General features: G+C 65.9%; 21 protein-coding genes and 1 pseudogene. 10 read left to right on the top strand and 12 right to left on the bottom strand.

From position 1 onward, the window contains the following. Positions 1-41: 41 nt before the first annotated feature. The 3 genes from ACZY1F_RS12950 to ACZY1F_RS12940 form a co-directional block, all read right to left on the bottom strand. Positions 42-1,571 carry an ABC transporter substrate-binding protein gene (locus ACZY1F_RS12950; RefSeq protein ID WP_463942062.1) on the bottom strand — a complete coding sequence of 510 codons (1,530 nt, stop codon included), beginning with the start codon at positions 1,569-1,571 and terminating at the stop codon, positions 42-44. 191 nt (positions 1,572-1,762) lie between these two features. Continuing rightward, positions 1,763-2,776, bottom strand: coding sequence for a Gfo/Idh/MocA family protein (locus ACZY1F_RS12945; RefSeq protein ID WP_463942061.1), 1,014 nt, complete (start codon positions 2,774-2,776; stop codon positions 1,763-1,765). Further along, on the bottom strand, positions 2,773-3,633 hold the full coding sequence (locus tag ACZY1F_RS12940; protein ID WP_463942060.1) for a sugar phosphate isomerase/epimerase family protein: 861 nt from the start codon (positions 3,631-3,633) through the stop codon (positions 2,773-2,775). The genes ACZY1F_RS12945 and ACZY1F_RS12940 overlap by 4 nt, the downstream gene beginning before the upstream one ends. Before the next feature lie 221 nt (positions 3,634-3,854). On the opposite strand from ACZY1F_RS12940, the gene ACZY1F_RS12935 reads away from it, so the two are divergent. Both ACZY1F_RS12935 and nadE read left to right on the top strand, forming a co-directional pair. Continuing rightward, positions 3,855-4,871, top strand: a complete 1,017-nt coding sequence (locus tag ACZY1F_RS12935) for a LacI family DNA-binding transcriptional regulator (RefSeq protein WP_463942257.1) — start codon at positions 3,855-3,857, stop codon at positions 4,869-4,871. Between the two features lie 117 nt (positions 4,872-4,988). Then, positions 4,989-5,810 (top strand): NAD(+) synthase, encoded by an 822-nt coding sequence (gene nadE / locus ACZY1F_RS12930; protein ID WP_463942059.1) that lies wholly within the window; start codon positions 4,989-4,991, stop codon positions 5,808-5,810. Positions 5,811-5,886: 76 nt separating this feature from the next. Here the strand turns inward: nadE and ACZY1F_RS12925 are convergent, their stop codons facing one another. Further along, positions 5,887-6,669, bottom strand: a complete 783-nt coding sequence (locus ACZY1F_RS12925) for an IclR family transcriptional regulator (protein WP_463942058.1) — start codon at positions 6,667-6,669, stop codon at positions 5,887-5,889. Positions 6,670-6,868: 199 nt separating this feature from the next. Between ACZY1F_RS12925 and ACZY1F_RS12920 the strand changes: the two genes are divergently transcribed. From ACZY1F_RS12920 to ACZY1F_RS12910, 3 genes are all read left to right on the top strand, one after another. After that, positions 6,869-7,588, top strand: a complete 720-nt coding sequence (locus tag ACZY1F_RS12920; protein WP_463942057.1) for a CoA transferase subunit A — start codon at positions 6,869-6,871, stop codon at positions 7,586-7,588. Positions 7,589-7,685: 97 nt separating this feature from the next. Further along, complete coding sequence (locus tag ACZY1F_RS12915; RefSeq protein WP_463942056.1) at positions 7,686-8,372, top strand: CoA transferase subunit B; 687 nt, start codon at positions 7,686-7,688, stop codon at positions 8,370-8,372. Next, positions 8,369-9,565 (top strand): acetyl-CoA acetyltransferase, encoded by a 1,197-nt coding sequence (locus ACZY1F_RS12910; protein ID WP_463942055.1) that lies wholly within the window; start codon positions 8,369-8,371, stop codon positions 9,563-9,565. The genes ACZY1F_RS12915 and ACZY1F_RS12910 overlap by 4 nt, the downstream gene beginning before the upstream one ends. Before the next feature lie 83 nt (positions 9,566-9,648). Here ACZY1F_RS12910 and ACZY1F_RS12905 read toward each other — a convergent pair whose 3' ends face one another. After that, positions 9,649-10,431 (bottom strand): ankyrin repeat domain-containing protein, encoded by a 783-nt coding sequence (locus tag ACZY1F_RS12905; RefSeq protein ID WP_463942054.1) that lies wholly within the window; start codon positions 10,429-10,431, stop codon positions 9,649-9,651. Between the two features lie 10 nt (positions 10,432-10,441). Further along, complete coding sequence (locus tag ACZY1F_RS12900; RefSeq protein WP_463942053.1) at positions 10,442-11,023, bottom strand: GlcG/HbpS family heme-binding protein; 582 nt, start codon at positions 11,021-11,023, stop codon at positions 10,442-10,444. Positions 11,024-11,285: 262 nt separating this feature from the next. Between ACZY1F_RS12900 and ACZY1F_RS12895 the strand changes: the two genes are divergently transcribed. The 3 genes and pseudogenes from ACZY1F_RS12895 to ACZY1F_RS12885 all read left to right on the top strand — a co-directional run bounded on the left by ACZY1F_RS12895 (position 11,286) and on the right by ACZY1F_RS12885 (position 13,599). Beyond that, positions 11,286-12,548 (top strand): sensor histidine kinase, encoded by a 1,263-nt coding sequence (locus tag ACZY1F_RS12895; protein ID WP_463942052.1) that lies wholly within the window; start codon positions 11,286-11,288, stop codon positions 12,546-12,548. After that, positions 12,545-13,170, top strand: a pseudogene (locus ACZY1F_RS12890) (response regulator). Before ACZY1F_RS12895 ends, ACZY1F_RS12890 begins: the two are co-directional and overlap by 4 nt. 225 nt (positions 13,171-13,395) lie before the next feature. Continuing rightward, entirely contained in the window at positions 13,396-13,599 is a 204-nt protein-coding gene (locus ACZY1F_RS12885) for a cold-shock protein (protein WP_069950491.1), read from the top strand. A gap of 81 nt (positions 13,600-13,680) precedes the next feature. Here the strand turns inward: ACZY1F_RS12885 and ACZY1F_RS12880 are convergent, their stop codons facing one another. Then, positions 13,681-14,814, bottom strand: coding sequence for an acyl-CoA dehydrogenase family protein (locus tag ACZY1F_RS12880; RefSeq protein WP_463942255.1), 1,134 nt, complete (start codon positions 14,812-14,814; stop codon positions 13,681-13,683). A 161-nt stretch (positions 14,815-14,975) separates the two neighbouring features. Here ACZY1F_RS12880 and ACZY1F_RS12875 point away from each other — a divergent pair, with 161 nt between their 5' ends. Together ACZY1F_RS12875 and ACZY1F_RS12870 are read left to right on the top strand one after the other, a co-directional pair. After that, positions 14,976-16,703, top strand: a complete 1,728-nt coding sequence (locus ACZY1F_RS12875; RefSeq protein WP_463942051.1) for an AMP-binding protein — start codon at positions 14,976-14,978, stop codon at positions 16,701-16,703. Positions 16,704-16,705: 2 nt separating this feature from the next. Continuing rightward, positions 16,706-17,212 carry a MarR family winged helix-turn-helix transcriptional regulator gene (locus ACZY1F_RS12870; RefSeq protein WP_463942050.1) on the top strand — a complete coding sequence of 169 codons (507 nt, stop codon included), beginning with the start codon at positions 16,706-16,708 and terminating at the stop codon, positions 17,210-17,212. Between the two features lie 10 nt (positions 17,213-17,222). On the opposite strand, the gene ACZY1F_RS12865 is transcribed toward ACZY1F_RS12870, so the two are convergent. The 5 genes from ACZY1F_RS12865 to ACZY1F_RS12845 all read right to left on the bottom strand — a co-directional run bounded on the left by ACZY1F_RS12865 (position 17,223) and on the right by ACZY1F_RS12845 (position 22,315). Next, positions 17,223-17,879: a DedA family protein gene (locus ACZY1F_RS12865; protein WP_463942049.1), complete on the bottom strand. Its 657-nt coding sequence runs from the start codon at positions 17,877-17,879 to the stop codon at positions 17,223-17,225. 106 nt (positions 17,880-17,985) lie between these two features. Beyond that, positions 17,986-18,762, bottom strand: a complete 777-nt coding sequence (locus ACZY1F_RS12860) for an enoyl-CoA hydratase (protein ID WP_463942048.1) — start codon at positions 18,760-18,762, stop codon at positions 17,986-17,988. Positions 18,763-18,826: 64 nt separating this feature from the next. Then, on the bottom strand, positions 18,827-19,741 hold the full coding sequence (mmsB, locus tag ACZY1F_RS12855) for a 3-hydroxyisobutyrate dehydrogenase (protein WP_463942047.1): 915 nt from the start codon (positions 19,739-19,741) through the stop codon (positions 18,827-18,829). After that, a complete protein-coding gene (locus ACZY1F_RS12850) occupies positions 19,734-20,816 on the bottom strand; it encodes an enoyl-CoA hydratase/isomerase family protein (RefSeq protein ID WP_463942046.1) in 1,083 nt (360 codons plus the stop codon). Before ACZY1F_RS12850 ends, mmsB begins: the two co-directional genes overlap by 8 nt. Further along, positions 20,816-22,315 carry a CoA-acylating methylmalonate-semialdehyde dehydrogenase gene (locus ACZY1F_RS12845; RefSeq protein ID WP_463942045.1) on the bottom strand — a complete coding sequence of 500 codons (1,500 nt, stop codon included), beginning with the start codon at positions 22,313-22,315 and terminating at the stop codon, positions 20,816-20,818. Before ACZY1F_RS12845 ends, ACZY1F_RS12850 begins: the two co-directional genes overlap by 1 nt. Positions 22,316-22,517 lie beyond the last annotated feature (202 nt).

Below are 22,517 nucleotides of genomic sequence, written 5' to 3'. Positions count from 1 at the left end.
AGGTTTTTTGTGTGGCTACGTGCCCGATAGTTCTTGGCGGGTTACTTGGCGGGCGAGTAGTTGTAGATCGACGGAACGGCCTGCTGGACCTGCGGTTCCACGGTGATCTTGGAGTTGTGGTAGTACATCTGGTTCACGCGGAACATCGGGGCGAACCAGGCCTGCTCCACAACGTACTTGTTGACTTCCTGAGCCAGCTTGCCAGCGTCCTTGCCGCCCTTCTCGACTGCACCGATCTTGGCCTGCAGCTCGGGAGTGGTGTTCTTGAACGGGTTGTAGAGGGCCTTCGTGGAGATGATCTGGTTGGTGGCAACCCACGGCTCACCCTGGAAGAGGGAGAAGAACATGGTGGTGAACTTCTGCGCTGCGACATCGCTGGTGAACGTGTTGGTGATGGCGGCACCAATGTTCACGGTGATTCCAACGTCCGCCAGTTGCTGTTTGATCACTGCGAGCTGGGTTTCGAAGCCCGGAACCGCCGGGATGTCGAGGACGACGCCGGTCTCGTAGCCGGCTTCCTTCAGGAGGGCCTTGGCCTTGGCCGGATCGTAGCTGTAGTAGTTCTCCAGCTCTTCGGTCCATGCACCGCTGGCCTTGCCGAACGGCTGCGACGTGGGGGTGCCCTGGCCCATCAGGACCTGGTCCACAATGGTCTTGCGGTCAAAGGCGTAGTTGATGGCCTGGCGGACCTTGACGTTGCCCAGTGCGGGGTTCTTGGTACCGTCGCGGTCCATCAGCAGGAGACCCTGCCAGTCCACCTCGCTGGAGACCAGCTTCATCTTGGCGCCTTCGGCCTGCTTGCCGGTCTTGGGGTCCAGCAGCGTGGCGTCAACCTGTCCCGAAACCAGGGCATTGGTGCGGGCGGTCAGGTCAATCAGGATCTTGAAGGTGACCTTCTCGAACTTCTGGAGGTCTTTGTTCCAGTAGTCCTTGCGTGCCGTGAACACGGACTGTGAGTCCTTGACCGTGGCGGCTTTATCCATAACGTACGGGCCGCTGCCTACGGGCTCGGTCTTGATAGCGTCGGTGCCCAGCGCCTTGGGGCTGCCCATCAGGCCGGCGGCCTGGCTGAGGTAGAACTCCAGGGACGGATCCGGGGCGGTCAGGTTCAGTTCGATGGTGTCGGCGTCAACAACCTTGACGTCGGAGACGGCGGTCAGCTGGGCCATCTGCGGGCCGTTGGCCTTCTTGAAGTGGTCAATGTTGGCCTTGGCGGCCTCAGCGTCGAACTTTGCGCCGTCACTGAAGGTCACGTCCGTGCGGAGGTCAACGGTGAGCTTGGTGTTCGTGTCGTTGTACTTCCACTCCGTGGCCAGCATGGGGCTGAGCTTGCCGTCCGGCTGTCGCAGGATCAGGGAGTCGTATGCCGCCTGGTAGGGCTGAAGGGCGTGACCCACATGCGCCTGCGCCGGGTCCCAGGAACGGATTTCCGCAAGGGCACCCAGGGTCAGCGTGGTTGTTTTGGCTGCTGCCGGGCCGGTGCCACCCGCGGCACCGCCGCCGCACGCGGTCAGCGTCAGTGCTGCGCTGACGAGAATGGCGGCAGCTGCCGCCTTGGGACCTAACTTCATTGTTGGCTCCTGAATCTGTGGAACGTGAGAGTTGCAAGTCGGCCGGTGTGGCGTGGGCCACACCGGCCTTCAAGATTCAGAGTACGCATAATTGCCAATTTTGGCAACCGATTGTCAGTATTGTTGCAATCTTAGCGATAATGGCCGTAAATGAAACGTTCCGAGGTGGTCAACCGGTTGCCGTGAGTGGGTCAGGAAACCTTCGCCGCCGCGTCCGGGTAGCTCTGGCGGTAGATCTCCTTGACGATCTTCAGGGACTTCTCCGCTTCTTCAGGGTCAATCCAGAAGGGGCCCTCGTCCCCCAGCCGGGCATAGAAGTCACGGATGAGCAGCTCATGCGAGACCCCCCAATAGGCGCGGCCGCCGGACTCCACCACACGCTCGGGGACCACATCCACGCGCCCGTCGGCATGGGTGACCGTCAGGTCCCCACGAAGACTGAGAGTCGCTTTTTCGGTGACAACGTCCAGCGTGACCGGCGCGTTGACGGCATTGGCCAGCGTTGCGTAGAAGGCGCTGCGCGCACCGGTGACGTGTTCGGCCACAAATTCCGCTGTGTCCTCCACCTCGATGGCTTCGCCGAGGAACCTCGTGGCGGCATTGCCGGACAACGATACGACGTCGCCCACCAGCCACTGCAGCAGGTCAACGGTGTGGATGGCCTGGTTCATCATGAGCCCGCCACCGCCACCCGCCCAGGTGCCGCGCCACGGCCGGCTGCGGTAATAGCCGGCGTCGCGGTGCCACAGCACCGTAGCTGAAGCCCCAACCACGGCGCCCAGTTCGCCCGAGGAAAGCAGTGCGTGCATGGCCTGCGCGGTAGCGTTGTAGCGGTTCTGGAAGCAGACGGCGATCTTGGCAGCGGACGCCTTGGCAGCCGACACGAGCCGCCGGCCCTCCTCGAGCGTATGCGCGAGCGGCTTTTCTACGATGACATTCACGCCGCGCTGAAGGCAGTCCGCCGCGATGGAGGCATGCATGTTGTGCGGCGTCGTAATGTGCACAACATCCGGTCCGATGGCCTCGATCAGGCTGAGGTGATCGGGGAAACCCGGGACGCCGTGGGCGGCCACAGCGGCCGCAAGGCGGCCGGGATCTGAGTCACAGACACCGGCCAGCCGCGCGTCGTCGAGCTTTGCGATGGCTTCAAAGTGCACCGCCGACACGTCACCGCAGCCAATGACTGCGGCCTTGAGGCCGGTCACGATAGTTCGACTCCGTTCTTGGCAGCAAGGACCGCGAAGGCGCGGGCGGCCACACCGAAGGCAACCGGCCCCGAGAAGCCACCCAGTTCGTGGTGGCTGGCGAGGTGTGGTTCGAGTGAGGCAAAGCCTGCGTAACCGTCCGCCTTCAGGGCAGCAATGGTGGCGTCCAGTTCGCCGTCGCCGTGGCCGGAAGGCACAACCTCACCCGTGGCCATGATGGCGTCCTTGACCTGGAGGTACTCGAGGTAGGGGCGGAGCATGGCGTAGCCATCGGTGTAGGGCCGGACGCCAACCTGGACGAAGTTGGCGTTGTCCCAGGCGACGCGCAGTGCGGGAGAGTCCACGGACTCCATGATCTCCAGGACGCGCTGTGGCGTATCGCCGTAGATGTCCTTTTCGTTCTCGTGCAGGAGTACGACGCCGGCGGCTGCGGCTTCAGCGGCCAGTGCCCGCATGCGCGTCAGGACGTCGTCGCGGATTTCTTCCGGCGTCTGGTTTTCGCTCCGGAAGAAAGAGAAGATCCGGATGTATTTGGTATCCAGGCCCTTCGCCACGGAGATGATCTGGCGGAGGCGCTCCACCTCGTGCTCCACGGGCAGGCTGATGTCCACCTTGCCGATGGGGCTTGCGACGGCTGAGACCTTCAGGCCCTTGGCGTCCAGGAGTTGCTTGAGCTCGGATACCTGTTCAGCCGTCAGTTCGGAGACATTGACGCCCCAGGCGCTGCGTACTTCGATGTAGCTCGCGCCGAGTGCCAGGAGGACAGCAGCCTGGATGGCGGGGTCCGTATCCACTTCATCGCCGAATCCTGAGAGCGTCCAGGCGGTGCTTGTTTTTTCGGTTGATGTTTCGGTCACGGAAATCTCCTTAGGTGTGCCCGCGACGGGACAGCCTAGATGCCGCTCCGGCGCGCGGGTGACTCAGTTCACAAAAAGTGCTGCCCTAAGTCTAGACACGTCACCCGCCAATGACAACCGATTGCCAAATGATTGCATGCTGTGGCAATCTAGGAGTACGGGGCTGTGGCAACCGTCACAAGCCCCCTGTCGTCCCGTTCAGTGAGGAGCGCGCCATGGCGATGCAAGCAGCCGGAACAGACCGTCCTGCCACCATCCACGACATCGCCGCGATTTGTGGCGTGGCCGCATCCACCGTGTCCCGCGCACTTTCCACTCCGGACCGGGTCAACATCCGTACCCGTACGCGGATCGAAGCGGCGGCGGCCGAGTTGAACTACACGCCGAACAGCCAGGCGAAAGCCCTAAGCTCCGGCCGCACCGGTGCCGTCGGCGTCCTGGTGCCTGATATCACCAACCCCTTCTACTTTGACCTCATCCGGGGCACACAGCTGCAGCTCAAGGCAGCCGGCTATACCCAACTGCTCGTGGACACCGAAGAGTCCGACGAGGTGGAGGCCTCCACCATGGAGCAGCTCCGCAAAAGCGCTGACGGCATCATCGTGGCCGCGTCCAGGCTCAGCGATGAGGCGCTGTTGGCCGCCGCCGCCAAGATCCCCATGGTGACCATTAACCGCGACGTAGCCGGCGTTCCCGCCGTCGTGATTGACACGCCGTCCGCCACCAGCCAGGCACTGGACCACCTGATTTCCCTCGGCCACACGCGCATCGCCTACATGGCCGGCCCCCTCACGTCCCAATCCAGCACTCTTCGCTGGACAGCCCTGGCGGCCGCCGCCGAGGACCGCGGAGTGGACGTGCACAGGCTGGGCCCGTTCGCCCCCAAGACACAATCAGGCGCCGCCGCGGCAGACGCGGCCGTGCACTCCGGCGTCACTGCCTGCATTGCCTTCAACGATCTCATCGCCATCGGCATGCTCCAGCGGCTGCGTGCCCGCGGCATCCGGGTCCCGGAGGACATGAGCGTGGTGGGCTGCGACGACATCTTCGGCGCGGACTTCTGCAATCCCCCGCTGACCACCATGACATCGCCGATCGAACAGGCCGGCCGGGTGGCGGTGTCCATGCTCCTGGCCCAGCTCAACCCGCTGGCAGGCGGTGGCAGCCGCAGCCGGTCGCTGATGCCCACACACCTGACCGTCCGCGGTTCAACCGGAGCGGCACCGGGAACGCGGTAGCCCCGGTGCCCAAGGATTCTTTCGCGCAGGGGCCCACCTGTCCTTTCGCGCTGAAACGTTCGTGGTTCGGGTGGACATAGTTGAGCGTTGTTGACAGCCCTGACTAGGCTGGATCACATGCGCGAACTCCAGGCCACAATCATCGAAGAAATGGGCGTGCAGCCCCGGATCGACCCCGTCGGGGAGGTGCGTAAGCGGGTGGATTTCCTCAAGGATTACCTCCGGGCAACCCATACGAAGGGCTTTGTCCTGGGCATCTCGGGCGGGCTGGATTCCTCGCTCGCAGGCAGGCTGGCCCAGCTGGCTGTGGAGGAGCTTGAAGCCGAGGGTGTGGAGGCCAACTTCGTCGCGGTCCGCCTTCCGTACGGCGTCCAGCACGACGAGGAAGATGCTCAGGCTGCCCTGGACTTCATCCAGGCCAAGACGGAGTGGACCTTCAACATTTCCGCCGCTGTGGATGGCTTCGAGGACGAATTCGAGAAGACCGTTGGAAACGAAATCTCCGATTTCCACAAGGGAAACACCAAGGCCCGCACCCGGATGATCGCCCAGTACGCGCTGGCCGGGGAACACAACTACCTGGTGATCGGCACCGACCACGGCGCAGAGTCCGTCACCGGGTTCTTCACCAAATTCGGCGACGGCGGCGCGGACATCCTGCCGCTGTTCGGCCTGAACAAGCGCCAGAACCGCGAACTGCTCGGCGAATTGGGCGCCCCTGCCCGGGTCTGGGAAAAGGTTCCCACCGCCGATCTCCTGGACGGCAAGCCCGGACGCACCGACGAGGACGAACTGGGCCTGACCTATGACCAGATCGACGATTACCTGGAAGGCCGGGAAATCCCCGAGGCGGCCGCCGAGCAGATCGAGCAGAAGTACCTCCGCACCCGCCACAAGCGCACTGTGCCGGTCACCATCTTCGATACGTGGTGGAAATAGGCTGAGCCCAGGTACGCCGGGTCAGGCTGTCTGCAGAACGGGGTCAGCCACACGACGCCGAGCAGTGCCGAGCAGTTCAGGAGGCGCCCGGCGAACGGGTCAGCAGCGACGTGATCCGGTGTGCTTCCTCCATGAGCAGTTTGCCGAGGAACTCCTGCCGTTCCGGCCGGAACCGGGGTTCGATGCCGGTCAGTGACAGAGCGCCGACCGGCCTGCCCAGCTGGTCGAACACGGCGGCCCCCATTCCCCAGCTGCCCTCAAGTACCAGGCCGGGATTCACCGCGAAGCCATGCAGCCGGGTCCGTTCCAGATTCCGGCAGACCACGTCCAAGCCGTGGCCTGCTGCGAAACCGCCGGCGTGCTGGGCCCAGCCGGACAGGATGGCGTCCTGTTCCTCGTCCGGGAGGAACGCCATGATGGCGGTCCCGGCCGAGGCCACGCCCAGCGGAAAACGGACTCCCTCGTGCAGCACAAAGGAGCGCACCGGGAAGCTTCCCTCTTCCCGCAGTACACAGACTGTCTCCTGGCCCCTGCGGAGGGAATAGAAGGCGCTCTCGCCGGTCTCCTCCGCCAGTCGGCGAAGGCTTGGCCGCGCCTGGTCCTCAAGCGGGAAGCGGGCCGCCGCCACTGATCCCAGCAGGAAGATCTCCGGGCCCAGGATCCAGTTTCCGCTGCGGGCATCGTGGTCCAGGAGGCCCTCCGCGGCAAGGGAGGCCAGGAGCCGGTGGACAGTGGGACGGGTCAGCCCCGACTCCCGGACCAGGCCGGAAATCGAGCTCCCCTCGGGCTTCCGGCCGACGAGCCGGAGCAGTGAGGCCACGCGGCCCACAACCTGGGCCCCTTGGACTGGATTTGCCATTCAGGCCTCCAACTCTCAAAAAATCCTCCACAATGTGGATACCGTAAAGCCTACCGTCCACGCTGTGAACTATCTGCGCTGCTGGCAAGATTCCGCCGTTGACCAGGTTTCGCGAGCGCCCTAGGCTCCCTAATCAGGCCCGATGTCCACAAAGTGGATACCCCGAACGGCTCTGCACGCTCGATGACGAGGAGACGGAATGTCCAAACTGAAATCCAACGCCGCCGCTACCCTGGCGGAAGTGCTCCGGGACGGCATGACGCTCGCCGTCGGCGGATTTGGCCTGAGCGGCATCCCGGCGGACCTCATCGAGGCTGTGCGCGATGCCGGCGTGCGTGATCTGACCGTGGTGTCCAACAACATGGGAGTGGACGGGAAGGGCCTGGGTGTGCTGATCGAAGCCGGCCAGGTCCGCAAGGTGATCGCATCCTATGTGGGCGAGAACAAACTCTTCGCCGAGCAGTACCTCGCGGGCCTGCTCGAGGTGGAGTTCACCCCGCAGGGCACCCTGGCCGAGCGCCTCCGCGCCGGCGGCGCCGGCATCCCCGCCTTCTACACCAAGACCGGCGTAGGGACCCTGGTTGCCGAAGGCAAACCGCTGGCAGAGTTCGACGGCGAAACGTACGTCCAGGAGCGCGCCATCCGCGCCGACGTCGCACTGGTTCACGCGCACACCGCGGACACGGACGGGAACCTGATCTACCGCTACACCGCGCGGAACTTCAACCCCGTGGTGGCCACCGCAGGCCTGGTGACCATCGCCGAAGCTGAAGTCGTCGTGGAGCCGGGCGCACTGGATCCGAACCACATCGTCACGCCGGGCGTGTACGTCCAGCACCTGGTCCAGGCGAGCGGCCGGGTGAAGGACATCGAACAGCGCACCGTCCGCACCCGGGAAGCGGCATCAGTCCCCGCCTGAACGCCTACCCCGGCCTGACCCCGCCTGCCACACCCCGCACTCCGCAGCGCGAACGAACACTTAAGCCCCACAAACTTTGAACCCCAAGGAGAACCCCATGGCCTGGACCAGGGATGAAATGGCTGCCATCGCGGCCGAGGAACTGAACGACGGCGACTACGTAAACCTGGGCATCGGCATCCCCACGCTGGTGGCCAACAACCTGCCCGACGGCGTCCGTGTGGTCCTGCAGAGCGAAAACGGCCTGCTCGGCATGGGCCCGTTCCCCTACGAAGGCGAGGAGGACGCTGACCTCATCAACGCCGGCAAGCAGACCGTCACGGTCCTGCCCGGCGGCAGCATCTTCGACTCCGCCACATCGTTCGGCATGATCCGCGGCGGGCATGTGAAGGTCGCCATCCTGGGCGCCATGCAGGTTTCCGGCAACGGCGACCTCGCCAACTGGACCATCCCCGGCAAAATGGTCAAGGGCATGGGCGGCGCCATGGACCTCGTCGCGGGCACCCCGCGCGTCGTGGTTCTGACCGAGCACAACGCCAAGGACGGCACAGCGAAGATCGTCACCGAATGCACCCTGCCGCTCACGGGCCTGCGTTGCGTGGACCGTATCATCAGCGACCTCGCGGTTTTTGACATCGTCATGACCGAACAAGAAGCGGACGACGACGGCGGGCGGCAGCTCACGCTGACCCGCCTTGCGCCGGGGGTCACCGTTGAGGAAATCCGCGAAAAGACCGAGGCCGCGTTCGACGTGCAGCTCGAAAAAGAGGGAGTGGCGGCATGAGCCTGAAGGAACAGTTTGGCAAGGATGTCCTGCTCACTGGATGGGGCCACAGCCGGTTCGGCAAACTCTCCGACGAGACCCTCGAGTCCCTGATCGTCCAGGTGGCCACCGAGGCCATCAGCAACGCTGGGATCGAGCCCGGCCAGATCGACGAGATCTATCTGGGCCAGTTCAACTCCGGCATGATGCCGCTGGCCTTCCCTTCCTCCCTGGCGCTACAGGTCTCGGACCAGCTGGCCAACGTCGCGGCCACCCGTGTCGAGAACGCCTGCGCCTCAGGCTCGGCCGCGTTCCAGCAGGGCACCAAGTCGCTGCTGGCCGGGACGGCGAAAACCGTCCTGGTGATCGGCGCGGAGAAGATGACGCACGCCCGTGCCGACGTTGTGGGAGCCGCCCTGCTGGGCGCCGACTACGACATGGCCGGCCAGGCCTCCACCACAGGCTTTACGGGCCTGTTCGCGGACGTCGCCAAGCACTACGAGAAGCGCTACGGACGCGGCGACGGAAAGCTGGGCGACGTCCTGGGCTCCATCGCGGCCAAGAACCACCGCAACGGCGTGGACAACCCCTACGCCCAGCTCCGCAAGGACCTCGGCGAAGAGTTCTGCCGCACCATCTCGGACAAGAACCCCATGGTGGCCGACCCCCTGCGCCGCACCGACTGCTCCCCCGTGTCCGACGGCGCCGCCGCCGTTGTACTCTCCACCTCACCAACCGGCGGAGCTGCTGCCCCGGTCAGGCTCGCCGGTTTTGGCCACGCGAACGACTTCTTTCCGGCCGAACGGCGGGACCCCACCGCGTTCGCTGCCACCCGGGTGTCGTGGCAGCGCGCGCTGGGGATGGCCGGCGTCGGCCTTGAAGACCTGGACTTCGCTGAGGTCCACGACTGCTTTACCATCGCCGAACTTCTGATGTACGAAGCAATGGGGCTGACCGAACCCGGCCAAGGCGCCCGCGCTATCGAGGAAGGCTGGGTCTTCAAGGACGGGAAGCTTCCCGTCAACGTCTCCGGCGGACTCAAGGCCAAGGGCCACCCCGTCGGTGCCACCGGCGTGTCCCAGCACGTCATCGCCGCCATTCAGCTCACCGGGACCGCCGGCGGCATGCAGCTCGCCAGCCCGCGCCGGGCCGCCGTCCAGAACATGGGCGGCGTAGGCATCGCCAACTACGTCAGCGTGCTCGAAGCCGTGTAGTAAAACCAACGCGGGGTCAGATATTGCCGTTCCGGACAGGATTATTGGGCCGTATCTGACCCCGCGTTGGATTTTCCGGGCAGTTACCGGCCGCGGATCAGCTTGGCGATCTCCACAAAGCCCAGCCGTTCGGCGTTTTCCAGGGCGGTCCGGCCCTGGGGATCCCGGAGATTGGCGTCCCCGCCGGCCTCCAACAGCAGCCGGACCACTTCCTGCTGCCTGGGCCCGCCGTTGTTGAGCAGGATGGCCTCCTGCATGGCGGTCCAGCCCAGGTTGTTCACATGGTTCACGGGTACGCCTGCGGCCAGCAGGAGGCGGACCGTCTCCACGTGGCCGTGCTCGCTGGCGGGAATCAGTGCCGTCCCGCCGTACCGGTTGGTGCTGGCAACGTCCGCACCGGCCGCGAGCGTCAGCCGGAGAACGTCGTTGAATCCCTCGGCCCCGGCATAGAGGAACGCGGAATCCTGGATGGCGTCCTTGGCGTTCACGTCGCCGCCGCGGCCGATGAGCTCGCCCACCAGAGCCACGTTGTTCGCCTTCGCGGCGGCGATCAGCTCCTGGTCGAGCTGGGCCTGGGCTTCGGCTGACACGGCTGGCGGCTCGGTGGCTGCCGCCGCGGGAGCAGCCGGGGTTGCGGCCGGTGTGGAGGTGGCCGGAAGCGGGAGCTCCGGACTTTCAAGAGCGGACGACGACGGCGACTCCTGCCGCTGCGGCTCACCGGGACCCGCCTGGCAGGCTGCCAGGGAACCTGCCACTGCAATCGCCACGATGACCATGGCTGCCGCCCCGCGCGACCGGTGCCGGGCCCTCAACGGCCAGGTCCTGACCCGCGAAGTCTTGGACCGCCAAGTCCTGAACCGCCTCATGGAGCCGAGCCTACTTGGCCGGGCTGGCTGCCAGCGCTGCGATGGCCTCGGCCCCGGCGGTGGCGCAGGCCTCGTCGAGATTGCCGTCGGGGGCGCCGCCCACGCCGATGCCTGCCACGGAGACACCGTTGACCCTGAGCGGGACGCCACCGGCAAGAAACAGGGTGCCGGGGAGGTCCGCAATGCTGGGCCCGTTGCCGTTGATGCGCTTGGCCAGCTCACTGGTGGGTGCACCGAACGCGGCTGCGGTGTAGGCCTTCTGCTTGGCTGCCTCGATGGTGTGCTCGGCGGCATTGTCACCGCGCAGGAGCGCCTGGACGGTGCCGAACCTGTCCACCAGGGCCACCGTGACGAACGGCAGCTTGTCCGCCTGGCATTTGGCGAGGGCCGCCCGGACGGCGTCGGACGAGGCGCCCACGGTGATGCGGTTCTGCGCCACGACGGTCTCCGCCGCCTGGGGGATATCGACGGCGGATACCGCAGCGGGGGCGGCAACCTGGCTGGTCCCGGCATTGGCTGCAACGGTCAGCCCTCCGGTCAGCAGCAATGCCCCGGCGGCAGCGGCGGCGGCAATCTTGTTGGACTTCTTCACGGTGTTCTCCTTGGGTTGATGGACGCGCGTTGATGGACCAACGTTGATGGACCCACGTTGGCGGAATGGGCTCACGTTGGCGGAATGCCCTAATGGGCATCGGCTCCATCCATCCTGTCCAGGCCAGCCGAAACAAACATCGGGCCTTTGGCTGCGTCCCACTCCTCCGGAAGGCCAGCAGCATCAGCCAAAAGGCTGAGAGACCAGCAACGGCGCGGGCAATAACATGGGAGAGGAACTCCCCTGACCTGAACCGGACCCCATGCCCTCCCCAGCCACTCCCCGTGAATCCCTGACAGCCGGATCCCCACTGACAGCCGGGACCGCCCTGCCTGCCGACCCTGCCTCGGCAGCTGGCCGGTTCGGCCGGATCGACACCGCCGTCCATCTGGGCTTCGCTGTCCTGCTCGTTGCGTCAGCCGTCCGCTATGCCATGCGGCACAGCCTGCCGGACAACCTCCTGGTCCTCGGCCTGGCAGCAGCGGTGTGCGCCCTGTACGCCGTGATCGCTGTACTGGCCCGGCAAAGACGCCCGTGGGCAGTCTGGATGCTCGTGTTTGTAGCCGTCTGGGCTGTGCTGGTCATTGCCGCACCCAGCTTTGCGTGGTGTTCCTTTGCGATCTTCTTCCTCTGCCGGACGGCTTTCAGCGGCGCCGTGGGCTACGTGGCAGCCGGCGCCACGGCGGCCGCCACCGCCGTCGGGCTGTTCCGGCTCAGCGACGGGACGGACCTCGCGATGCTGCTGGGGCCACTCGCCGTGGGCGTGATGCTGACGCTGATCCACGACCGGATAGAGCACAACGCCGCGGAACAGCGCCGTCTCCATGCCGAGGTATCGCAGGCACAGGGTCAGCTTGCGGCCAGCGAGCGCCGGGCCGGCACCATCGCCGAACGCGAACGGGTATCGCGCGAGATCCACGACACCGTGACGCAAGGCCTGGCCAGCAGCCTGCTGCTCCTGGAGGCCGCTGACCGTTCGTGGCCAGGCCAGGCATCGCGCCAGGAGCTCAGCCAGGCTACGGAGCTGCTTCGCCGGAACCTCTCCGAGACCCGTAGCCTGGTCCACGAACTCGCTGCCCCGGGCCTGGACGCGTCGCCGCTACCCGAGGCCCTGCACCAGGCAGCCGCGCAGTACGTCCCGCATGCCCGGCTCTTGGTCACCGGCGAACCGGGGGACGTCCCGGCGGAAATCCGGCATACCCTGCTGCGGGTGGTCCAGAGCGCGGCCGCGAACATCCAGCAGCACGCACACGCCACCACCACAACCGTGACGCTGGGGTTCCTTCCTGGTTCGGTCACGCTTGACATCTATGACGACGGAACGGGCTTTGACCCGATGGCGGCAGCACCGCCGTCGGACGCCGGAGGATACGGGCTGCGGGCCATGCGCCAGCGTGTGGAGCAGCTGGGCGGCGTATTCTCGGTGGAAAGCACCCCCGGCGAAGGGACCATCGTGGCTGCACAAGTGCCGGTTCGCGTGCAGTCAGCGCCCGCTGCGCAGCAGAGCACCCAGGATGACGCATGACCGGCATTACCGTCCTCCTCGTGGACGACCACCTGGTGGTTCGGAGCGGACTCAAGGCACTGCTGGGCACGCAGCTGACTTTGACGTGGTGGCCGAGGCCGCCTCCGGCGAGGAGGCCCTGGAGCTGGTGGAACAGCACTCCCCGGCAGTGGTGGTGATGGACCTGGCCATGGGCGCCGGAATGGACGGAATCGAAGCCATCAGGCAGCTGCGGCAGCGCAACAGCCGGCAGGCAATCCTGGTGTTCACCACGTACGATTCGGACGCCGACATTGTCCGCGCGGTGGACGCCGGCGCCATGGGCTACCTCCTCAAGGACGCCGCCCCGGACGAAATCTTCGCCGCCATCCGCGGTGCCGTACAGGGGAAGAGCGTCATGAGCGCCCCCGTGGCCTCCCGGCTCTTCCAGCAGCTGCGCAACCCGGACGAGGTCCTGACGCCCCGGGAAGCGGAGCTGCTCAGCCTGCTGACCGAGGGGCTGAGCAACCGCGAGCTGGGCCAGCGGCTCTTCATCTCCGAGGCCACGGTCAAGACCCATCTGGCGCACATCTACGCCAAACTCGGGGTGGAGACCCGCGCCTCGGCCATCGCCACAGCCATCCGCCGGGAAGGTATGCGGTAGCCCTGGGCAGCCGGGAAACACGGCCACGGAGCCGGTGGCAGCCGACTTCGGCGGCCCGAATAAGACCAATTCCCGTGTACCACTTCTGTAACAGGGGTGACACTTGATGACTGTAGCTATTGCACGCCCACCGCGCAGCCCCTAGGTTTGAGACAGCGGACTACAGACTCCGCGTCTGCCTGCCGTCCGAGCAGGACCAGAAAAGGGTTACAAAGGAAGTTAGCAATGGCAACAGGCACAGTTAAATGGTTCAACGCTGAAAAGGGCTTTGGCTTCATCGCTCCGGACGACGGATCCGCCGATGTTTTCGCGCACTACTCCGCAATCTCCAGCAGCGGCTACCGCTCACTGGACGAGAACCAGAAAGTCGAATTCGATGTGACCCAAGGTCCCAAGGGCCCGCAGGCAGAGAACATTCGCCCGCTCTAAGGTTCTGATCAACTGCCCTGGCCGTGCTGCAAAGCATGGCCAGGGCAGTTTTTTGTTAAGTTCCCCAGCACCCGTGAATGCCTAGACGAAGGCCGATTTTCCGGTGACGGCCCGGCCCACAATCAGCGAATTTATTTCGTAGCTGCCCTCATAGGTATAGAGGATTTCGGCATCACCAAACAGCTTGCCCATCTCATAGTCCGAGCTGATCCCGTTGCCGCCCAGCAGCGACCGTCCCATCGCCACCGACGCGCGGGCCAGCCGGGTGCACGTGGACTTTGCCATGGCCGCCTGCGCCATCTCCAGCTTGCCGTCCGTCTGGATCCGGGCGAGCTGGGCCATCAGCGCCAGTGACGCGGAGGCGTTACCCAGGATTTCCGCGAGTTGCTGCTGGACCAGCTGGAAGCATGCCAGTTCCTTGCCGAATTGCCTGCGTTCCAGTGAGTAGGAACGGGCGACGTCGAACGCGGCCAGCTGGATCCCGGCACCTTGCCAGCCAACCCAGGCACGCGAATCCCGCAGGAGGTGGTTGGCTTTGGAGAAGTCGGTGGCGCCCGGCAGCATGTTGGACGCCGGAATCCTGACGTTGTCCAGCACGATGTCCGCGTTCTGCATGATCCGCAGGCCGATCTTGTTGGCAATCTTGGTGGCCCGGTAGCCCGCGCGGTCCGTCTCCACAATGAAGCCCTTGATGTGCCCGTCTGCTTCGTCGCGCGCCCACACCAGGGCAAAGTCCGCGATGGTCCCGGAGCCGATCCAGCGTTTAGCGCCGTTGATCACCCACTCACCGTCCTCGAGCCGCGCGGATGTTTCCAGCCCGCCGGCGATGTCCGAGCCGTGCTCAGGTTCGGTCAGGGCGAAGGCGCCAAGCTGAGTAAAGTTCTTCAGGCCGGGCAGCCACCGCTGCTTCTGCTCCTCGGAACCGAGGGCGTCGATCATCCCCACGATCAGTTCGTTGTGGATCCCTACCAGGGCCGACAGCGAAACGTCCGCCCTGGCAACTTCGACGTACATCAGGCCCCTGAAGAGCTTGGACGTGCCGTCTGTCTGCAAGGCGCCAAGCCCGTGCTTGGCCATCTCCGCCAGCAGCCCGAACGGGAATTCCTCGCGGTTCCAGTAGTCAATGGATGCCTGCCGCACCGTGGACTGCAGGAATGCCCGGATCTCCAGATAGCGCACGCGTTCCGCCGCGGGCAGGAGATCCACGATGTGCATCAGGTCCGCCTCGGGATAGGGCGGGGCTTCGGTCACAACACGCTCACGTCCTTGTGGCTGCACGCTTCATATCCCTTCGGTCTTCCAAACCCTTGGATGTCCTAGTATATTGCACAGGATGGATCTTTAGTGATGCGCATCACTGGACGAAAGGTGTCCCCTTGTCAGTCACCGATGACTTCCGCGCGGCACGCGACCGCCTGCTGGCCCTCCACTCCGACTACCACCAGGCCAGGCGCGAGTTCGTGTGGCCGCAGTTCACGGAATTCAACTTTGCCCTCGACTGGTTCGATCAGATCGCGGCTGATCCTGAGAAGGCCAACAACCCGGCCCTGGTCATCGTGGAGCAGGACGGCTCGGCCACCCGCCGGAGCTTCGCGGACCTGGCCGCCCGTTCCGACCAGGTGGCCAACTGGCTGCGAAGCCAGGGCATGCGCCGCGGCGACCGCATGATCGTCATGCTGGGCAACCAGGTGGAGCTCTGGGAGCTGATGCTGGCCGGCATCAAGCTCGGCATTGTCCTGATCCCCACCACCACCCTGATGGGTCCCGAGGACCTGGCCGAACGCGTGGAGCGCGGCGGGGCGGGCTGGGCCGCCGTCGGGCGTTCCAACATCGGTAAGTTTGCGGGCGTCCCCGGCGTTTACCGCCTGATCGAAATCGCTGCCGGTGGCAGTTCGGCCGGCACCCCCGGCGCCCTCCAGTACACGGATTCGACGACGGCGGCAGCCACCTTCACGGCCGACGCCCCCACCCAGGCGAACGAGACGCTGCTGCTGTATTTCACCTCCGGAACCACCTCGAAGGCCAAGCTGGTGGAGCACACGCACACGTCGTACCCGGTGGGGCACCTCTCCACGATGTACTGGATTGGCCTGGAACCCGGTGATGTGCACCTGAATGTGGCGTCGCCGGGCTGGGGCAAACACGCGTGGTCCAATTTCTTCGCCCCGTGGATCGCGGAGGCCTGCGTTTTTGTCTATAACTATGACCGGTTCAACGCCCGTGCCCTGATGGAGCAGATGGACCGCGAGCACGTCACCAGCTTCTGCGCCCCGCCCACTGTCTGGCGGATGCTGATCCAGGCGGACCTCAAAGTCCTGAAGACCCCGCCCACCAAAGTGGTCTCCGCGGGCGAGCCGCTGAACGCCGAAGTGATCGAACAGGTCCAGCGCGCGTGGGGCCAGACCATCCGGGACGGCTTCGGCCAGACCGAAACCACCGTCCAGGTGGCCAACACGCCCAGCCAGCCGGTCACCATCGGCGCCATGGGGCGGCCGCTCCCCGGCTACGACGTGGTGCTGGTGGACCCGAACACCGGGGAAGAAGCCGACGACGGCGAGCTGTGCCTCCGCCTGGACCCCCGGCCGGTGGGGCTGATGAAGGGCTACTACGGTGACGCCGAACGGACCGCCGAGGCGTTCCGCGGCGGCTACTACCATACGGGCGACATGGCGAGCCGGGACAAGCACGGCGTCATCACCTACGTGGGCCGCGACGACGACGTCTTCAAATCCTCCGACTACCGGCTCTCGCCGTTCGAACTGGAGAGCGTGCTGTTGGAACACCCGGCCGTGGCTGAAGCCGCTGTGGTTCCGTCGCCGGATGCGCTCAAGCTCTCCGTCCCCAAGGCCTACGTTGTCCTGGTGTCCGGGCTGGAGCCGGGGCCTGAGCTGGCGGAGGACATCCTGCGGTATTGCCGCGAGCATCTGGCGCCGTTCAAGCGGATCCGGCGGCTGGAATTCGCGGCGTTGCCCAAGACCATCTCGGGCAAAATACGCCGTGTGGAGCTCCGGCACAACGAGGAGCTCCGGCATCTCCAGGGCACCCATCCCGACGGCTTCGGGATGGAATACTCTGAGGCGGACTTTCCGGGACTGAAGGGCTGAGGATGGCCGCGCCATTGCCCCGGGACCCCATCGCCGACGCCCAACGGAACTGGGAGGAGCACGGCTGGGCCGACGTCGCCGCTCCGATGGCTGCGATCACGGCGATCATGCGCACCCAGCAGATCCTGTTGGCCCGGATCGAGGGCGCCCTGAAGCCGTTCGGGCTGACCTTTGCCCGCTACGAGCTGCTCGCACTCCTCAGCTTCGCCCGCAGCGGCGCGCTCCCGATGAACAAGGCGAGCGCCCTGCTCCAGGTCCATCCCACCTCGGTGACCAACGCCGTCGACCGTTTGGAAGGCTCGGGACTGGTGACCCGTTCGCCGCATCCTACGGACGGCCGCACCACCCTGATCGAGCTCACCGCGGAGGGGCGCACAGTGGCCAAACGCGCGACGGCGGTACTCAACACCGAGGTGTTTGGCCAGTCAGGTTTCGACGCGGCCGGCGTGGACCAGCTGATCGGCATCCTGGGCACCTTCCGCCGGAACGCCGGGGACTTTACGGACTAGGAGGCGTCCCTTAGCGTTTGGCGGCCTTGCTGCGCCGGACACTCCTGGCAACGAGCCACCCCGCGGTCAGCACCAGCGTGGCGTACACGGCGTAATTGAGGAAACGTGAATACTGTTCGATCACCTGGTACTGCGAGCCCACCGCGTAGCCCAGGCCAATGAGGGCGCCGTTCCACAGTCCGCTCCCGGCGAGGGTGTAGAGGCTGAAGGTGGCCAGGTGCATGTTGGACGCACCGGCGGGCAGTGAGATGAGGCTCCGCACACCGGGGAGCAGCCGGCCAAAGAAGATCGATGACCGGCCGTGGTGGCGGAACCAGTCCGCGGCATTCTCAAAATCCTCCCGCTCCACCAGCGGAAGCTTCGCCAAGCCCCGGATGGACCGTTCGAGCCCCAGCTTGGCTCCGAGCCAATACAGCAGGAGCGCACCGAGGTAGGCGCCCAGCGTGCTTGTGGCGAATACGAGGACCAGGTTCAAGGATCCCTGCTTGGCCAGGTACCCGGCCAGTGGGAGGATCACTTCGCTGGGAATGGGCGGAAGGAGCGTCTCGGCGAGGGTGAACAGTCCCACGCCCCATTCGCCGAGATTTTCAATCCCCCGCGCCGCGACGCCCACCAGGCCACCCAGGTTGTCAGTTGAGCCTGCTGCCGCAACGGCCGTTTCCCACATCTGCCTGTCCCCGTTCCACTACGTAGCCACTTCCGTGCCGATTCCCATGCTGCCGTCCTACGAGTCTAGGAGGAGCGCGGCCTGGCTCTCCCTGGCCGCACTCGGGTCAGCGGTGGTTGAACTCGGGCTGGCGCTTCTCCGTAAAGGCGGCCATGCCTTCCTTCTGGTCCTCGCTGGCGAAGAGCGAGTGGAAGATCCGGCGCTCGAAGAGGACCCCCTGGGCGAGCCCCGTTTCAAAGGCTGCGTTGACGGCTTCCTTCGCGAGCATGGCCACCGGCTTGGACTTGGACGCGATGACCTCCGCGGCCTTCAGCGCCTCCTCCACCACATCCTCGGCGGGCACCACGCGGGAGACGAGGCCGGAACGTTCAGCCTCCTCGGCGCCGATGAAGCGTCCGGTGAGGATCATGTCCATGGCCTTGGCCTTGCCCACGGCGCGGGTGAGCCGCTGTGAACCGCCCATGCCCGGCAGCACACCGAGGTTGATCTCCGGCTGGCCGAACTTGGCGTTGTCCCCGGCGATGATGAAATCGCACATCATGGCCAACTCGCAGCCGCCGCCCAGTGCGAAGCCGGATACCGCCGCGATGACAGGGATCCGCAGCCGCGTGAAGTCCTCCCAGCCCCGGAACCAGTCCGCGGCATACATGTCCATGTAGCCCTGCGACGCCATTTCCTTGATATCGGCACCTGCGGCAAACGCCTTGCCCGAGCCAGTGACCACCACCGCGCCCACGCCGGGGTCGGCGTCCATGGCGGTGACGGCTGCCACGAGCTGGTCCATGGTGGCCTTGTCCAGGGCGTTGAGCGCCTCAGGCCGGTTGAGCGTGACCAGCCCTACCCGGCCGCGCTGTTCCACCAGGATGTTCGTGTACTCCGTCATGCCCGACCTTTCAGCTGTTCGTGGATGGTGCGTCCTGCGAGTGGTGCCAGTGCTGCAGATGGTGCTAGTGCTTCGATTTGTCGCGGATGTCGGTGATGATTCCGGAGAAGTCCCGGCCGGCTCCGCCTTCAGCGGCAAACGTATCGTAGATTTCCGAGGCGAGCGGTCCCAGCCGGGCCGCCACCCCCGTGCTTTCCAGCGCATTCAGCGCGAGCCGCAGGTCCTTCGCCATCAGCGCCCCGGCGAAGCCCGGCTGGTAGTCACGGTTGGCGGGGCTGGTGGGGATCGGCCCCGGGACAGGGCAGTTGGTGGTCAAGGCCCAGCATTGCCCGGAGGCGTTGGAGGCGACGTCGAAGAGCGCCTGGTGCGTCAGGCCCAGCTTCTCGCCCAGCACAAAGGCCTCGCTGACCGCAATCATGGAGACCCCCAGGATGAGGTTGTTGCAGATCTTCGCGGCCTGGCCACCACCGTGCGCGCCGCAGTGGACCACGCGTTTGCCCATCACCTCGAGCAGCGGCCGCACGGCCTCGAAGTCCTCCGTCTCGCCGCCCACCATAAAGGTCAGCGTGCCGGCCTCCGCACCCACCACGCCGCCGGAGACCGGGGCATCCACGGCACGGTGGCCTGCCGCAATGGCGAGCGCGGAGGCTTCCCGTGCCTCGTCAACGTTGATGGTGGAGCAGTCCAGGAACATGGTGCCCGGTTTGGCTTCGGCGAGCAGGCCCGGCTGTCCCTCCGCGCCGCGGTAGGCGTCCAGCACGTGCTGGCCGCTGGGGAACATGGTCAGCACGACGTCGGCACCGGCGATGGCGTCCAGCGGACTTGCCGCCGTGGGCACGCCGTGTGTTTGGGCGGCGTCCAAGGCGGCGGGGACCACGTCGAAGCCCGCCACGGCGTAGCCGGCACGGACCAGGTTCACTGCCATGGGCCCGCCCATGTGGCCCAGGCCCAGGAAAGCGATGGTGGTTTGTTCAGGCATTGTCCGGCTCCTTTGTGTGCAGGTTGAGCTCCCGGTCCCCCAGCGGCGCGAAGAACCGTTCCACGTCCGCCGCGTGCACCTCGTGCAGCGTGGCCGGCTTCCATTGCGGCGTCCGGTCCTTGTCCACCACCTGCGCACGGATCCCTTCGCGGAAGTCCGGCGCAACCAGGAACCGAAGCCCTACCCGGTATTCCTGCGCCAGCGCTTCGTCCAGCGTCAGTTCCTTGGCGCGGCGGAGGGACCCCAGGGTCACCTTCACGGCCGTCGGCGACTTCGCCTCGATGGTCGTGGCAGCCTCAGCCGCCTCGGCCGCAGGCTCCGCGCCCGGGGCGCCGCCCGGTTCCCCATCCGCAGTCCGCAGCCGCCGGACAATGTCCTCCACGTCATCGCTGGCGTAGGCGGCATCGATCCAGTCGCGCTGCGCCTCCAGCCCGGAGGGCGGCGGGTCCTGGGCAAAGCGTACGACGGCGGCTTCCGCAGTTTCGTGTTCGAGCGCCGCCGCCAGTTCCGGCAGGTTCCCCGACGGGACAAAGTGGTCCGCGAGGCCCAGGAACAGTGCATCCGCCCCGGTCAGGTGGGCTCCGGTCAGCGCGGCATGGGTGCCTGTCTCCCCAGGTGACTTCGCCAGCAGCCAGGTCCCGCCGACGTCGGGCACAAATCCGATGGTGGTCTCCGGCATCCCGGTCCGGGTGCGTTCGGTGACCACCCGCACCGAGCCGTGCGCGGAGATTCCCACGCCGCCGCCCAGTACCAGGCCGTCCATAAAGGCCACATAAGGCTTGGGATAGGCGGCGATCAGGGAGTTCAGCCGGTATTCGGTCTGCCAGAAGTCAGCCGTCTCAGCCCCGCCACCAAGGATGTCCCGGTAGATCGACACAATGTCGCCCCCGGCGCAGAGGCCACGCTCACCGGCGCCGTGCACCAGTACGGTGGCCACGCCGTCGTCGTCCGCCCAGGCGGTGAGCTGCGCCAGCATGGCGGCCACCATGCCGGCGTTCAGGGCGTTGACGGCTTTGGGCCGGTTGAGCGTGATCATGCCCAGGTGGCCGCGCTTCTCGAACAGAACCTCCGTCATCAGCTGCCTTCCGGCATGACGAAGCTGGCGCCCTGGCGGATCCCGGACGGCCAGCGTGTGGTGACCGTCTTGGTCTTGGTGTAGAACCGGAACGCGTCGGCGCCGTGCTGGTTCAGATCGCCGAAACCGGACGCTTTCCAGCCGCCAAACGTGTAATAGGCGATGGGCACCGGAATGGGCACGTTGATGCCCACCATGCCCACCTCCACCCGGCTGGCGAAGTCCCGGGCGGCGTCGCCGTCGCGGGTGAAGATGGCCACGCCGTTGCCGAATTCGTGCTCCGAACACAGCCGGAGAGCTTCGTCGTAATCGGCGGCGCGGAGCACGCTGAGGACGGGCCCGAAGATTTCCTCCTGGTAGATCTTCATGTCCTTGGTGACGTGGTCAAAGAGCGTGGGTCCCACCCAGAAGCCGTCATCGTAGCCTTCCACGGCGAGGCCGCGGCCATCGGCCAGCAGGGTGGCACCCTGGTCCACGCCGGACTGGATGTAGCCCTCAATCCGCTCCTTGGCACTCGCCGCCACCACGGGCCCGAAGTCCGAGTCTTTGTCCAGGCTGTGCCCCACCCTGAGGTGCTTGACGCGCTCGGTCAGCTTGGCTACCAGCGCGTCCGCGGTCTTCTCCCCCACCGGGACGGCCACGGAAATGGCCATGCAGCGCTCGCCGGCGGAGCCGAAGCCGGCGCCGATCAGGGCGTCGGCGGCCATGTCCAGGTCCGCGTCCGGCATGATCACCATATGGTTCTTGGCCCCGCCGAAGCACTGGGCGCGCTTTCCGTGGGCGGCAGCGGTGGCGTAGATGTACTGGGCGATGGGCGTTGAGCCCACAAAGCCGATGGCCTTCACGCGCGGGTCCTCCAGCAGCGCGTCAACGGCTTCCTTGTCCCCGTTGACCACGTTGAATACCCCGTCCGGCAGCCCGGCCTCGGTGAAGAGTTCGGCCAGGCGCAGCGGAACCGAGGGGTCCCGCTCGGAGGGCTTGAGGATGAACGCGTTGCCGGCGGCGAGGGCCGGGCCGGACTTCCACAGGGGGATCATGGCCGGGAAGTTGAACGGGGTGATGCCCGCGACCACGCCGAGTGGCTGGCGCAGCGAGTGAACGTCGATGCCTGCCCCGGCGTCGTCGGAGAACTCGCCTTTGAGCAGGTGCGGGGCGCCCGCCGCGAACTCCACCACTTCAATGCCGCGCTGGATATCGCCCTTGGAATCGGCGAACGTCTTCCCGTGCTCCGAGGACAGGAGCGTGGCGAGTTCATCCATGTTCTCGTTGACGAGGTCAACGAATTTCAGCAGGATCCGGCCGCGGCGCTGCGGGTTCATGGCGCCCCACTGGACCTGCGCCTTCTCCGCGGCGGCCACCACGTTCCGGACTTCCTCCCCGCTGGCCAGGGGCAGGCGCGCCTGGACCTGGCCGGTGCAGGGGTCAAAAACGTCGCTGAAGCGGCCGGAGGTCCCCGTCACCCGTTGGCCGTCTACGTAATGGCATAGTTCGCGCACCATGATGCAATGCTCCTTCGCATGTGATCCAGGTCATCTCTGCAAGCGAATATACTCGGACTTCCTACTAAATTCCATACTGCCCGGAACCCTCGTGGGGAACGCTGTCGCCGACGCCGTCATTTTGTTGCGGCACCCCGTCCTGGGGCACTTTGATCCGTATCCGGGGCGCAGCAACACGATTCAGCGGCGTGTCCGCGCCATA

The sequence above is a fragment of the Pseudarthrobacter xylosi genome (assembly GCF_055412765.1).
This window is presented reverse-complemented; position numbering and strand designations above follow the sequence as displayed.